General features: G+C 67.4%; 10 protein-coding genes. 6 read left to right on the top strand and 4 right to left on the bottom strand.

All coding sequences use genetic code 11. From position 1 onward, the window contains the following. Positions 1–7: 7 nt before the first annotated feature. The 3 genes from SALPAC6_RS0101780 to SALPAC6_RS0101770 all read right to left on the bottom strand — a co-directional run bounded on the left by SALPAC6_RS0101780 (position 8) and on the right by SALPAC6_RS0101770 (position 3,252). Entirely contained in the window at positions 8–1,426 is a 1,419-nt protein-coding gene (locus SALPAC6_RS0101780) for an alpha,alpha-trehalose-phosphate synthase (UDP-forming) (RefSeq protein ID WP_018251734.1), read from the bottom strand. A gap of 140 nt (positions 1,427–1,566) precedes the next feature. Beyond that, positions 1,567–2,367, bottom strand: coding sequence for a hypothetical protein (locus SALPAC6_RS0101775; protein WP_018251733.1), 801 nt, complete (start codon positions 2,365–2,367; stop codon positions 1,567–1,569). Positions 2,368–2,559: 192 nt separating this feature from the next. After that, positions 2,560–3,252 carry a Crp/Fnr family transcriptional regulator gene (locus SALPAC6_RS0101770; RefSeq protein WP_012014480.1) on the bottom strand — a complete coding sequence of 231 codons (693 nt, stop codon included), beginning with the start codon at positions 3,250–3,252 and terminating at the stop codon, positions 2,560–2,562. A gap of 261 nt (positions 3,253–3,513) precedes the next feature. On the opposite strand from SALPAC6_RS0101770, the gene SALPAC6_RS0101765 reads away from it, so the two are divergent. The 3 genes from SALPAC6_RS0101765 to proC all read left to right on the top strand — a co-directional run bounded on the left by SALPAC6_RS0101765 (position 3,514) and on the right by proC (position 6,141). Beyond that, positions 3,514–4,035, top strand: a complete 522-nt coding sequence (locus SALPAC6_RS0101765) for a polyadenylate-specific 3'-exoribonuclease AS (RefSeq protein ID WP_026189239.1) — start codon at positions 3,514–3,516, stop codon at positions 4,033–4,035. Positions 4,036–4,222: 187 nt separating this feature from the next. Continuing rightward, entirely contained in the window at positions 4,223–5,251 is a 1,029-nt protein-coding gene (locus SALPAC6_RS0101760) for a 6-phosphofructokinase (protein WP_018251731.1), read from the top strand. Positions 5,252–5,319: 68 nt separating this feature from the next. Continuing rightward, positions 5,320–6,141, top strand: coding sequence for a pyrroline-5-carboxylate reductase (proC, locus tag SALPAC6_RS0101755; protein ID WP_018251730.1), 822 nt, complete (start codon positions 5,320–5,322; stop codon positions 6,139–6,141). 141 nt (positions 6,142–6,282) lie between these two features. Here the strand turns inward: proC and SALPAC6_RS0101750 are convergent, their stop codons facing one another. Next, on the bottom strand, positions 6,283–10,566 hold the full coding sequence (locus tag SALPAC6_RS0101750; protein ID WP_018251729.1) for a GH92 family glycosyl hydrolase: 4,284 nt from the start codon (positions 10,564–10,566) through the stop codon (positions 6,283–6,285). A gap of 306 nt (positions 10,567–10,872) precedes the next feature. Here SALPAC6_RS0101750 and SALPAC6_RS0101745 point away from each other — a divergent pair, with 306 nt between their 5' ends. From SALPAC6_RS0101745 to SALPAC6_RS0101735, 3 genes are all read left to right on the top strand, one after another. Next, positions 10,873–12,114 (top strand): ABC transporter substrate-binding protein, encoded by a 1,242-nt coding sequence (locus SALPAC6_RS0101745; protein ID WP_018251728.1) that lies wholly within the window; start codon positions 10,873–10,875, stop codon positions 12,112–12,114. A gap of 104 nt (positions 12,115–12,218) precedes the next feature. Next, positions 12,219–13,115, top strand: coding sequence for a carbohydrate ABC transporter permease (locus tag SALPAC6_RS0101740; RefSeq protein ID WP_020493530.1), 897 nt, complete (start codon positions 12,219–12,221; stop codon positions 13,113–13,115). Further along, a complete protein-coding gene (locus tag SALPAC6_RS0101735; RefSeq protein ID WP_018251726.1) occupies positions 13,112–14,005 on the top strand; it encodes a carbohydrate ABC transporter permease in 894 nt (297 codons plus the stop codon). Before SALPAC6_RS0101740 ends, SALPAC6_RS0101735 begins: the two co-directional genes overlap by 4 nt.

Here is a 14,005-nt window from a genome sequence, read left to right as displayed (position 1 = left end):
TGGTTGGTCAGCGGGCCGTACCGAGTCGGTTGAGCAGGGTGCTGTCCTGGTCAAGCGCGGACAGGTAGGAGCGAGCCCAGGCGTGGATGTCGTGCTGGCGCAGGTGCGTCCGCATCGCCCGCATCCGCTCGCGGACCTGATCCGGCTGGGCCCGCAGCGCCGCGAGCAGGCCCAGCTTGAGGCCTTCCAGGTCGTGTGGGTTCACCAGGTAGGCCTGGGGTAGCTCGGCGGCGGCGCCGGCGAACTCACTGAGTAGCAGCGCGCCGGTGTTGTCTACCCGGGCGGCTACGTACTCTTTGGCGACCAGGTTCATGCCGTCCCGGAGCGGGGTCACCGCCATCACGTCGGCGATCCGGTAGAGCGCGGCCACCTCGGCGCGGTCGAAGGGCTGGGTCAGGTAGTGGATGGCCGGCTCGCCGACGCGGCCGAATTCGCCGTTGATCCGGCCGACCTCGCGCTCGACCCGTTTGCGGAGGATCTGGTACTGCGCCACCCGCTCGCGGCTGGGCACCGCCACCTGCACCAGGACAGTGTCCTGGACCTTGACGTGCCCGTCGGCGATCAGCTCGCTGTACGCCTTCAGCCGCTGCTCGATGCCCTTGGTGTAGTCCATCCGGTCCACGCTGAGGATCACGTGTTCCGGGCTGCCCAGGTCACGGCGGAGCCGGCTGGCGCGGTCGGCGACGTCGGGCCGGTCGGCCAGGGCGGCCATCTCGGCGGTGTCGATGGAGACCGGGAACGAACCGATGCGTACGATCCGGCCGTCAACGGCGATTCGATGGTCGGTGGCCGGCAGCCCGAGCACCCGGTCGGCGAGCTGGGCGAAGTTGTGTGCCGCCTGGGCCCGCTGGAAGCCGACCAGGTCGGCACCGAGCATTCCCCGCAGTAGCTCGGCTCGCCGGGGGAGCTGCATGAACAGCTCCGGCGGTGGGAACGCCATGTGGAGGAAGAAGCCGATTCGCAGGTCCGGCCGGAGTGCCCGAAGCAGGCCGGGCACGAGTTGTAGGTGGTAGTCCTGCACCCAGACCACAGCGCCGGGCTCGGCCACCTCGGCGGCGGCCGCCGCAAACCGTTGGTTGACTCGCTGGTACGCCTCCCACCAGCGGCGGTGGTGCTCCGGCTGTTCGACGGCGTCATGGTAGAGCGGCCAGAGCGTGGCGTTGGCGAAGCCCTCGTAGTGGTCACGTAGGTCGTCGGCGGTGAGCGGCACCGTGTGCATCCGGACACCGTCAACGTCGGGCAGCGCCGGTGCCGGCCCGGTGCCACCCGCCCACCCCACCCAGGCTGCGGGTGTCTGCCGTAGCGGGGTGTGTAGGGCGTTCACCAGGCCGCCGGGGCGGCAGCGCCATTCGCAGGCACCGTCGGGCGCCGTACTGTCGTCGATGGGGAGGCGGTTGGCGACCACCACCAGGGAATTCTGTCGCACCTCGAGCGTTTCCGATCTGCCGGATACCGCCGCAACAGGGGGATAGGGCCGGCAGCCGGCGGAGGGGGATGACGGACAGCAGTATTCCTACTAACCGTAAGTTACACCATTGTTACGCCTCAGCTTCGGGGGTCCCCAGATCAGACGACGGCGCCGTCGTCCGGGTCGTGTTCGTCTCGGTCGCCGGGGCGGAGCCGGCAGACCAGGGTGACGAAGCCGGCGATGATGCCGGTGAAGCCGAGCAGGGTGACAATCCCCGGGTCTACCGGAAGCAGCGGCGGGTAGAGGAAGAGCAGGAAGCCGACCACTATGGCCAGGATGCCGAGCGTGGCGTACTTGGAGATGCGGGGCAAGGGTGGAGGTGGGGGCGGCGTGTACCGCTCTGCCTCCTCCTCGTCGTCGGGCAGGTCCGCGCCGAAGGTGTCCAACCCGTCGAGGAGTGACGGCTCCTCCTCCCGCCCCTGGCTGACGGAGACGCCGGAGACGTCCGCCGCGTAGGGCAGTCGCCGCGTGTCGGTGGAGGCCCGGCCGGCCCGGTCGTCGTCCACGTCCTCTGCGACAGGCCACCGGCTGCTTCCACCGCTGGCGGAGGTGGTGTGGAACCCGGCGACTATCCGTGCCCACTCGGCCTCAATGTCGGGTTCGTTGTCCCGGGCCCGGTCGGTGACGCCTTCGTCGGCGAGTTGGGTCAGGTAGTCCCGAGCGGTTCGCAGGTGAAAGCGGTCCACGTACAGTCGGTCGATTGGCCGGGGCGGGACTGTGGTGGTGCGGGTGACCGGGTTGAGGTCGGCCGAGGGTTGTAGATAGGCGGCGATGCCGCCGGCGGCGAGCACGTCCAGGAGATGCTCACCTACCCGGGGATCCACATCACCGGCGATCGCGTACTCGCTTGCGTCGATCCCGTTGTCCCGCCGTCCCCGGCGGGCCCCACCCGCTGACACCGGACAACCTCCTCATCGCGCGCCGGGGGCGCGCTCCCGAAGCCTCTCGGCGTGTGTGTCCGCCGTGCCTTGAATCGTGACACGCCGGGGACCGGTTGCGGGAGTGCGTTCGGTCGCGTCTTGCGATCGGTGCGTCGCCGGCCGGGCCCGTCCGGGGTCGATCGCCCACCCCGCCCCTGATCGTACGTGTCGTCAGCGCTCGCTCATGCCGGCGCGGCGGCGCAGCGACGCCACATCGGTCACCACGATCCGGCGGCCCTCGGTGCGCAGCCAGCCCCGGCTGGCGAAGGAGCCGATCGCCTGGTTGACGCTTTGTCGGGAGCCCCCGGCCATCTCGGCGAGCTGGCTCTGGTTGAGCTCAATGGTGATCATGGGGGCCTGGCTCTCACCGGCCAGGCGGACCAGCGTCTTGGCCACCCTTCCGGGCAGATCCAGGAAGACATGGTCGGCGTTCTGCTCGGTCAGCCGGCGGATCAGGCTGCCGAGAGAACGCATCACCGCGTCCAGGATGCGTGGGTTTGAGTGCACCAACTCCATGAAGGCGCCCCGGGACAGGGCCAGGGCCGCGCAGTCCTCGATGGCCTCGGCGGACGCCGACCGGGTGGAGGCGTCGAGCAACGAGACCTCGCCCAGCACCTCCGGCGGCCGGATCACCGACAGCACTGCCCGCTCACCGGTGGGAGCCGTACGAAAGACGGCCACCGCGCCGCGGCGTAGCACGATCAGGGACTCGCCCGGGTCGTTCTCCACGAAGAGTAGCTGCCCTTTGCGGTAGGTGCGTGGCACCGCCGCCGCGATTACTCGTTGCCGGGCTTCTGGCTCGAGGCCGGCGAACATCTCGACGCCCGTGAGCGCGTCACCTGGCTCCGGTAGCCGCACCTCCACGGCCCAACCCCTCCCCCGGTCAAGGACCCTTGACTCGCTCACCGGGTGAACCTGACAGAGACTGCCAAGGTGCTCCGACGCCTCCGGTAGCGGTACACATCAGATCATGACGGCCTGGTCGCTTGCTGTACACCCCTCAATTCGTTTGCGTGACCTTCGAGACCTATCCGATACCAGTTCTGACCTGCGAGGATGCGGAGCGCTCCAGCCGGCGGCACCCACCCCGGTTCGGTTGTGGCGGCGTACGTCAGGATGGCGGTGATGGTTTATCGCTACTTCTATGACTGTGAGTTCATCGAGGACGGTCGCACCATCGACCTGGTGTCGATCGGCGTCGTCGATGAGTACGGCCGTGACTTCTACGCCGTCTCCACCGAGTTCGACGACTCCCGGGCGGTGCCCTGGGTGCGGCGTAATGTGCTGAGTCAGCTGCCGTCGCCGGCGGATCGGGCCTGGCGGTCCCGCGCGCGGATCCGGGACGAGCTTGAGGATTTTCTGTTGGAGCCGGTCCGGGGCCGCCCCGGCGAGCAGCTGGAACTGTGGGCGTGGTACGCGGCGTACGACCACGTGTCGCTGGCGCAGCTGTGGGGGGCGATGACGGCGCTGCCCCGCCAGGTCCCGCGCTTCACCAAGGACCTGCGTCAGCTCTGGGATGACCGGGGTCGGCCGCCGCTGCCGGACGCGGACGCGGCTCGACATGATGCGCTGGTGGACGCGCGGCACAACCTGGCTCGGTGGCAGGCCATTACGGGATCGGGCCGGACGGGACCGGGTCGACGGTGACCAGATACCGCTCCGGGGGCTGGCTACCGCTTGGTAGCCGGGGTGCGGTGTCAGCGCATACCGGACGGGACTACAGTTCGCAATGACGGCCCGCCCCGGGCCGGCAACGGCGCCGATTGTCTGTTTCGACACATATCCTGGGGCTTAACCGGGCTTTACCCAATGTTCCCAGGAGGATGAGCAGATCATGCGTATCGGCGTGCTCACCGGCGGCGGCGACTGCCCCGGTCTCAACGCGGTCATCCGGGCGGTTGTTCGGAAGGGCGTGGCCAACTACGGTCACGAGTTCGTGGGCTTCCGGGATGGCTGGAAGGGCCCGCTCGAGGGGCTGTCTCGCCCGCTGGGGATCGCGGAGGTACGGGGTATCCTGCCGCGTGGCGGTACGATCCTGGGCTCCTCCCGGACCAACCCGTTCAAGATTGAGAACGGTGTTGAGCGGATCAAGGAGAACCTCGCCACGCAGGGCGTTGACGCGCTGATCGCGATCGGCGGCGAGGACACCCTCGGTGTCGCCACCAAGCTGCACGAACTCGGCGTCAACGTCATCGGCGTGCCGAAGACGATCGACAACGACCTCGGCGCCACCGACTACACCTTCGGCTTCGACACCGCGGTCAACATCGCGATGGAGGCCATCGACCGGCTGCACACCACCGCCGAGAGCCACCATCGCACCCTGGTGGTCGAGGTGATGGGTCGGCACGCTGGCTGGATCGCCCTGCATGCCGGTCTCGCCGGTGGCGCCAACGTGATCCTGCTGCCGGAGCGGCAGTTCGACGTGAACCAGGTTGCCGGCTACGTCGAGAAGCGTTTCCAGCACCAGTACGCCCCGATTGTCGTGGTCGCCGAGGGCGCCCACCCGCTCGAGGGGCAGATGGTCCTGCACAACCAGGAGCTGGACGCCTTCGGCCACGTCCGCCTCGGCGGCGTCGGCCAGTGGCTTGCCGAGCAGCTCGAGGCCAAGACCGGCAAGGAAGCTCGTACCGTCGTGCTCGGTCACATCCAGCGCGGAGGTACCCCGACCGCCTTCGACCGGGTGCTCGCCACCCGGCTCGGTCTCCAGGCGATCGACGCGGTGCACGAGGGCGACTGGGGCAAGATGGTGGCGATGCAGAGCACGGACATCATCCGCGTGCCGCTGGCCGAGGCCACCCGCGAGCTGAAGACCGTACCGCTGGAGCGGTACGCCGAGGCCGAGGTCTTCTTCGGTAGCTGATCGCTCCACCGGTGCGCGGTGGGCCCCCGGCCCGCCGCGCACCGGCCTACGCTGGAAGAGGCACGTCGATGACGGATACGGCGCAACACCCGGTCGCGGTCATTGGGGCTGGCAAGATCGGCGAGCTGGTGCTCTCGGGCCTGCTGCGCTCGGGCTGGCCGGCGGAGCGGCTGTTGGCCACCACCCGGCGGCAGGCGCGGGCCGAGGAGCTGGCCCTCCGCTACGGCGTACGGGTGGTCGACAACCACACCGCGGTGGCCGAGGCCGAGGTGCTCGCGATCGCGGTCAAGCCGCAGGACGTGGCGGCGTTGCTGGACGAGATCGGCCCGAAGATTCCGGCCGAGAAGCTGGTCATCTCGCTCTGCGCCGGCCTACCCACCAGCTTCTTCAGCCGGCGGTTGGCCGCGGGCACCCCGGTGGTGCGGGTGATGACCAACACTCCGGCTCTGGTTGACGAGGCGATGTCGGCGATCTCCGCCGGGGAGCACGCCACCGGCGCGCACCTGGCCCTGGCCGAGGAGATGTTCACCCCGCTCGGCGGGACCCTGCGGGTCCCCGAGTCGCAGCAGGACGCGGTGACCGCATTGTCGGGTTCCGGGCCGGCGTACTTCTATCTGCTGGTGGAGGCGATGGTCGATGCGGGCATCCTGCTTGGCCTGCCCCGGCAGGTCGCCCACGAGTTGATCGTGCAGACCGCGATCGGTTCGGCGGTTATGCTGCGTGACTCCGGCGAGCACCCGGTCAAGCTGCGGGAGGCGGTGACCTCGCCCGCCGGCACCACCATCTCCGCCGTCCGCGAGTTGGAGAAGCACGGGGTGCGGGCGGCGCTGCTGGCCGCCTTGGAGGCGGCCCGGGACCGGGCCGGGGAACTGGCCGCCCAAGCCGACTGAGCGGCTACGGACATCGGTGGGACGCGTGCCGGGAGCAGGCCGGCCGCGGGCTGACCGCCGCTGGACGGCAGCGGCCCCGAGGGGCACCCTCGAGGCCGGCAGTGGGGCCGGCCACTGTGCCAGTGGACGGCCCCGGAATCGTTACAGGTCCTCACACTGCCCGGAGGCCGGTCCCCGCACCGAGTTCGGCACACCGTTGTCGGTGGGCGCGACGGTGTTGCGGGAGCACGACAGTGGTCCGCCGACCGACCCCGCTGCGATCACCGGCGCCTGGTTCTGCGTCAGGACCGCCGGTCCGGCGATCGTGGTGCGTTCGATGCTCACCTCGCCGGCGACGTGGGACACCGCCAGTGGCCCACCGAGCTGGACCTCCCGGAGCACCACCGCCTCGGCGCCGTTGGCGGCGACCGGGCCGGAGATGGTCGAGTCAACCGCGTAGAGCGCGGCATCGGATCGCACCGTCACCGGCCCGTTGACAGTTGCCTCGGACAGGCACGTCACCCCGGAGTCGACCTTCAGCGGCCCCTTGACGGTGCCGCTCACCGTCTTCGTACACGTGGGGGAGGTCGTGGCGAGCAACTCGACCTCGGCGAGGACGGGGACGGCATCGCCGCCCTCGGGCGTGAGCCGGTAGTGCAGGTACCGCCCGGGCCGTTCTACGGCGAAGGACCGGGTCTGCAGTCGCCAGGTGAACTCCTCGTCGGCGCGACTGTCGATGGTGGTCCAGTCGTCCCCGTCGTAGGAGCCCTGCAGGTGCCAGCCCACCGGGTCGGTCCCGGTGTCCGGCCCCGACGTGAGGGTGTAGTGCAGGACCCGCTCCGGGGTACCCGCTACTGCCCACTGCACTGGCGCCGCCACCGGAGCCGAGGTGGTGGAGGTGTTGTCGGCCAGCGCCGCCGGACCACCGGTCACCGCGATGTCGGACATCGGTCGGGGAGTCGCACCGGAGGGAGTGAGGGACGGGGGGAGATCCGCCTCGCCGCTGCCCCAGGCGGACGGTTGCGAGCCCATGCTGAAGTCCAGCACCGCGCCGTCGACCAGCACCTCGTGTGAGATCGAGGTCTGGTGGTACGGCTTCCCGTTGACCTTGAGGCCCTGCACGTAGACGTTGTCGGCGCTGTTGTTCGGCGCGTTGACGACGATCTTCTTTCCGTTGTCCAGGTGCACGGTGGCCTTCGTGAACAGCGGTGAGCCGATCACGTAGTTCTCGCTACCCACCTGGAGCGGGTAGAAGCCCAGCGCGCTGAACAGGTACCACGCCGAGGTCTCTCCGTTGTCCTCGTCGCCGGCGTACCCCTGGCCGATCTCACTGCCGATGTACAGCCGGGAGAGCACCTCTCGTACGATCTTCTGCGTCTTGGCTGGCTGGCCAGCGTAGTTGTACATCCAGGGAATGTGGTGCGACACCTGGTTGCTGAAGCCCCACATGCCCATCCGGACGTCCCGCGCCTCCCGCATCTCGTGGATGATCCGGCCGTACGAGCCGGGGAAGGTCCCCGTCTCCGGCGTGGCAAAGAACTCGTCCAGCTTCTCGGCCAGCGCCTCCCGCCCTCCGTACAGGTTGGCGAGGCCTTCGCCGTCGTGTGGGACGTGGAACGCGAAGTTCCACCCGTTGGTCTCGGTGTAGTCGTGCTCGTGCCCCCACACGTGCGGTTCGTACGTCTCCGGCGTCGACTTCCACTGCCCGGACGCGCCGCGTCCCTGGAAGAACTCGATCGCCGGGTCGAACGTGTGCACGTAGTTCAGCGCCCGGCTGCGGAAGTACTCCGCCTCCTCCCGGTAACGGGACCGGTCGGCCTCCGGGGTCTCCGGGTCCTCGGCCAGCTCGGCGGCCATGTTCGCGATGCCGAAGTCGTTGATGTAGCCCTCCAGCGCCCAGGAGACGCCTTCGGAGACCGCGGTCGAGGTGTACCCCTGGAAGATCGATTCCGGTAGGCCCTTCCGGCCGACGCTGCTGTTGTTGGCGTTCCCGGGCGGCACGACGGTGGCGTTGCGTACCGCCGCGTCGTACGCGGCCCGTACGTCGAAGTTGCGCACCCCCTTGACGTACGCATCGGCGAACGAAACATCCGAGCTGGTGCCGGTCATCAGGTTCCGGTAGCCGGGGGCAGACCACCGCGACACCCAACCACCGTCCCGGTACTGCTGGACGAAGCCGTCAACGAGTTCACCGGCGGTGGTGGGGCTGAACAACGCGTACGCCGGCCAGGTGGTGCGGTAGGTGTCCCAGAAGCCGTTGTTGACGTACACCTTTCCGGCCACCACGTCCGCGCCGGTCTCGGTTGGTGTCGTCCCCGGTGGAAGGGTGCCGGAGGTGGATGACTGCACCGCATGCCTCCACACCGGAGCGTCCGCGGTTCCGACGTTCTCGTGCGCGGAGTTTGGGTAGAGGAAGAGCCGGTAGAGGTTGGAGTACAGGGTTACGAGCTGTTCGTCGCCAGCCCCCTCGACCTCGATGACCTTGAGCTTGTCATCCCAGAGGTCCTGGGCGCGGTCGCGGATGGTGTCGAAGGTGTCGCTCTCAGCGATCTCCAGTGACAGGTTCTTCCGAGCCTGGTCGAGGGAGATCAGCGAGGTCGCGATTCGCAGTGTTACGACCTTCGACGTTGAGGTGTCGAAGGCCAGGTAGCCGGTCACGTCGTTGCCACCGCCACCGGTCAACCCACCGTGGGCGACGACGGGGCGGTCCACCGTGCCGTAGACAAACATTCGGGTGGCCCCGCTGCCCAGCCGGGTGTCGGAGTAGCCGGTCACGGTGCCGTCCGGGTTCAGGGTCAGACCGCCCTGGTTGTTGAGGTTGTCGAAGATCAGGTTGCCGCGGTCCCCGGTGAAGGTGAACCGGAACATGGCGGCGTGGTCGGTGGGAGCGATCTCCGCTTTGAGTCCGTTGTCGAAGGTCACGCCATAGTAGTGGGGCTTGGCCGTCTCGTTGGCATGGTGGAAGGCCAGCGCCCGCGCGGTTCTGTTGGCGTTCGGCTCGTCGCTGGCCCCCGATGGCATGACCTGGAAGGTCTGCCGGTCACCGATCCACGGGCTGGGCTCGTGGCTGGCGGTGAACGCCTGGATCGTCGGCCGGTTGTCGGTGTTGTTGTCCCGTTGGTACTGGTAGACCCAGCTGTTCGAGCCGGCGTCGGTCATCGGCGTCCAGAAGTTGAAGCCGTGCGGCACCGCGGTTGCCGGGAAGGTGTTCCCCCGGGAGAAGTCTCCAGTGGAGTTCGTACCGCGGGTGGTCAACGCGTAGTCGGAGAGCCGGTCGTAGGTGGGGCGCTCGGGACTTCCGGTCACTCGGATGTCGTCCACCCAGCCCCGGAAGGTGCCAGGGCCGGTGCCGCTGTCGTACCCGATCAGAATGCGATCGATCCGCTTCCCCGCGGCCACGTCACCGAGAGACGATCGTTTGATGTTCCACTGGTCGGCGTAGAGCGACTTGGTGGTCCCCTGCCTCAATGGGTGCAGACCGAACCCGTATTGGTCGACCGCGTTCAGGTCGCTGAGGTAGGTGCCGTCGTCGAAGGCCAGGTCGACCGCGGCGTAGGTGCTCGGATAGTCGAGATCGCCCTGGGTCAGCTCGGGGAAGATCAGGTACGACAGTTCGCTGGTCGCGGTGACATCGATGGCAACGTCGAAGATCTTGTTGTAGGCGTAGCCGCGTCCGTCAACGGTCTGTCCCCCTGAGTAGCGCAGCGCGTGGTCGCCGCTCCAGCCGGCGTTGGCCTTCGCGGTGGGGCTTCCCGCGGGCCCGTTGTCGACGACGCTGTACATCGGTGTCGGCGGCTTGGGGGTGGTGTCGCCGTTGGATAGCTGGAGATCCGCCAGTTGGACGATGTCCGTGCCGTGGTTGGCCGTGATGTCCAGGCGATAGTGCGAGTACTCGGTGTCGTTGCTGAACCGGTACTCCCTGGTCTGGAACCGTTCGGGGAAGTCCTGCCCGGTCTGGGTGTCGAGGGTGACCCAGGTGTCGCCGTCGGTCGACCCCTGTAGCTCCCAGTCCTGCGGGTCCCGCTCTGGTGCGTCGTTGGCGGAGGTGAGCGCGTAGTGCACCACGGCTGCTGGCGTCTCGAGCCGGGCCTGTATCCAGCCGGTGGGCTCGAAGACCAGCCACTTGGTGGACGCGTCACCGTCGATGACCCGTCGGACAGTTTCGTTGGGCGGGTTGTCGCCGTTTGCGGTTACATCGACGATCGTGTCATTGATGTTGCCGGGGATCCCGTCGGAATCTGGTCTTCCGGTTACGCCGAACATTTTGGACTTTCCAGCCGCGTCGGTTTCTGCGGTGTTGGTCCAGGTCGGCTGCGAATCGTCGGAATCGAACGAGGAGAAGAAGTCGGTGTCGGGCGATGGTGCCGCCGCCGCCGGCAGTTGGGTGCCCGGTATCGCCAGGCCAACGGCGAGCGCGATGGCGATCGCCCTCCGGTGTCTGCCCACGTGAATCCTCCAGGGGGTCGTCCAGCGTGAGGGGGGTCACGCTCGATGGTCGGAGAAAGCGTGTCGGCCGTAGACAACGTTGTCAATAGGTGGCGAGTGCTCCGAGAGTGTCGCCTAGCGCAATTCGTGTTCGCCCGGCCAAAGTCAGCCACCAATAGGTGGGTTAAGTAGCTTTTGGTGGGCTGGCTCGTGATGTCATCGTTACTTATTCGTGGCTGGGCCGACGTTGACGAAAGCTGGCCGCAGCGAAAGTGTTGTGACCCTTAGACAACGATGTCATCCCTAGCGGGAGGAACCATGGGCAGGATGCGTAGGGCGGCCGTCGCCGCGGTTGGGGCGCTCGCGTTGCTGTCGCCCGCCGCTTGCGGTGGTGCCGACAGCGGGGCCGACCAGGAGGTGGAGGTCTTCACCTGGTGGGCCGACGGGGGCGAGAAGGCTGGCCTTGACGGTCTGGTCGCTGCCTTCGACGAGCAATGCGACTACTCCTTCGTGAACGGGGCGGTGGCCGGCGGCGCCGGTTCGAACGCCAAGCAGGTACTGGCCTCCCGGCTCCAACAGGGCGATGCGCCGGACACCTTCCAGGCCCACGCCGGCGCCGCGCTGTCGCAATACATCGCGGCCGGCCAGATCGAGGATCTCAGCGCTCTGTACGAGGAGTGGGGCCTCACCGAGGCACTGCCGCCGGGCCTGATCGACAACCTCAGCGTGGACGGCAAGGTCTACTCGGTGCCGGCGAACATCCACCGGTCGAACGTGCTCTGGACGAACAAGTCGGTCCTGGCCGATGCGGGTGTCACGGCCGAGCCGGCGACGCTGGCCGACCTCCTCGCCGCGCTCGACACACTGAAGGCCGCGGGCATCAGTGCGCCGCTCGCGATCGGCAAGGACTGGTCCCAGCTGATGCTGCTGGAGGCGGTGCTGATCAGTGACCTCGGCCCCGAGGGCTTCACCGGCCTCTGGACCGGTGCGACCGATTGGAACAGCCCCGAGGTCACCCAGGGCCTGGAGAACTACAAGCGGTTGCTCAGCTACACCAACGCGGACCGGGACACCTACGACTGGACCGACGCCGGCAAGCTCCTCATGGACGGCAAGGCCGGCTTCTTCCTGATGGGGGACTGGGCGCCGAGCGACTTCGAAGCCAAGGGTTTCACCGACTTCGGCTACAGTGCGTTCCCGGGTAACGGGGACACCTTCCAGTGGCTCGCCGACTCCTTCGTGTTGCCGCAGGGGGCCGATAACCCCGAGGGCACCAAGTGCTGGCTGAAGACGGTCGGTAGCGCCGAGGGGCAGCAGGCGTTCAACCTCAAGAAGGGCTCCATCCCCGCCCGTACCGACGCCGTCGAGGCCGACTACCCCGCCTACCAGCAGTCGGCCATCCAGGCGTGGAAGACCGGCACGCAGGTCCCGTCCTGCGCCCACGGTGCCGCCTGCTCGCAGGGTGCCGTCGAGGCGGCGAACTCCGCGATCGGTAAGTTCTCCAGCGACCAGGACCTGGCGGGGTTGCAAGAGGCTATGTCCGCCGCCGCGGCGGTCGGCAAGAACTAGAACGGCTCGCAGGTTCGGTAACCGCACGGCTGGCACTCTTGTCCGGTCGTGCGGTTATCGGTCCGGTTGACACATCGTCCGTCCGAACCCACCAGGAATCTGCCATGCTTACTCGCGTCCGGCGATGGGGACCCGGCCTTCTGCTGATCTCCCCCTCGTTGCTCCTGCTTGGAGTGTTCGTCTACGGTCTCATCGGTTGGACGATAAAGGTCTCGATGTCGGATCGGCACACCGCCGCCGAGTCGGACGGATTCGTCGGCCTAGGTAATTATGTCGACTTATTTACCAATGACGTCAATGGCCGATTCCTGCACTCACTGCGGAACCTGCTGATCTTTACCGTCGTTTTCCTGCTCGGGACGATGCTGCTGGGCCTGCTCTGGGCGTTCCTCCTGGAGCGCGGGGTGCGGGCGGAGGGGCTGTTCCGGACCGTCTACCTGTTCCCCATGGCGCTCTCGTTCGTCGCCTCCGGTGTGGTCTGGCGATGGCTGATGAACTCCGGGCAGGGTGACGATGCTGGTGGCCTGAACGCGATTTTCGGGAAGCTGAATCTCGGGTTCCTGCAAAACCCTTGGTGGACCGACCCGGAATGGGGCATGGCCGCCATGGCGGTCCCGGCGATCTGGCAGCTCTCCGGCTATGTCATGGCGCTGTTCCTGGCGGGGTTCCGCGGCATTCCGGCGGAGCTGCGCGAGGCGGCCGCGGTCGACGGGGCCAGCACCTTCCAGCTATACCGGCGGGTCCTCTTTCCGCAGCTGACTCCGGTGGCACTCTCCGCGCTGATCATCGTTGGACACATGTCCATGAAGATGTTCGACCTGATCATGTCTGTCTCCGGCGCCCAGTGGCTGACCGAGGTGCCGGCTGTCTACGTCTGGCAGACCCTGTTGACCAGTGACTACGCCAAGGCATCGGCGATCTCGGTGATCTTGTTGCTGTTGGTCGCGGTGGTCATCGTGCCCTACCTGGTGCAGACGATGAGAACGGAGCGACGTTCGTGACCACCACGATCACTCGGCGGACGTCCCCACCGGCCGTCGCGGCGCCGCCCCGAAAGCGTCGCGGTCCCGCCGCCGGCGTAGTCGGGCGCACCCTCCGGTACGGCCTGCTGCTGATATTCCTGCTCATCGTTCTGATGCCGGCGTACGTTCTCGTCGTGACCAGCTTCAAATCAGGCTCCGATATTGGTGTGAACGGACAGTGGAGTCTGCCCGAGCAGTGGAGCACCGAGTCGTGGGCCAAGGCGTGGGCGGCCCTGGGCCCGTCGTTCGTCCGGACCTTCCAGCTTGCTATTCCGGTCGCGTTGATCTCCTCGCTGCTCGGTGCGGCGAATGGTTTTGTCCTGTCTAGGTGGCGGTTTCCCGGCGCGGACATCGTGTTCACCCTGATCCTGTTCGGGATGTTCATCCCCTACCAGGCGGTGATGATTCCGCTGCGGGATGTGGTCAGCACCCTCGGTATTGCGCCGGGTATTCCTACACTGATTTTCGTCCACTGCGTCTACGGCATCCCGATCTGCACGCTCATCTTCCGCAACTACTACGCCACGACGGTGCCGGTGGAGATGGTCGAAGCCGCGTGGGTCGATGGTGCGGGCCTCCTCCGGACCTTCCGGTCGATCATCCTGCCGGTGTCGATCCCGGGCTTCGTGGTTGCCGTGATCTGGCAGTTCACCTCCGCGTGGAACGACTACCTGTTTGCGATCTTCCTGTCCAACACCCGTAATGGGCCGATCACGATTGCGCTCAACGCACTCGCGGGAGCTCAATCCCCCGACTACGCGGCCTCAATGGCCGGGGCGTTGATCACCTCGCTGCCCACTCTGGTTGTCTACGTATTCCTGGGTCGCTGGTTCATCGGTGGACTCATGGCGGGATCGGTGAAGAGCTGA

It is taken from the genome of Salinispora mooreana (genome assembly GCF_000379065.1).
Taxonomy (GTDB): Bacteria; Actinomycetota; Actinomycetes; order Mycobacteriales; family Micromonosporaceae; genus Micromonospora; species Micromonospora mooreana.
The sequence above is the reverse complement of the archived record's forward strand: the minus strand, read 5'-3'. Positions and strand labels throughout refer to the sequence as shown.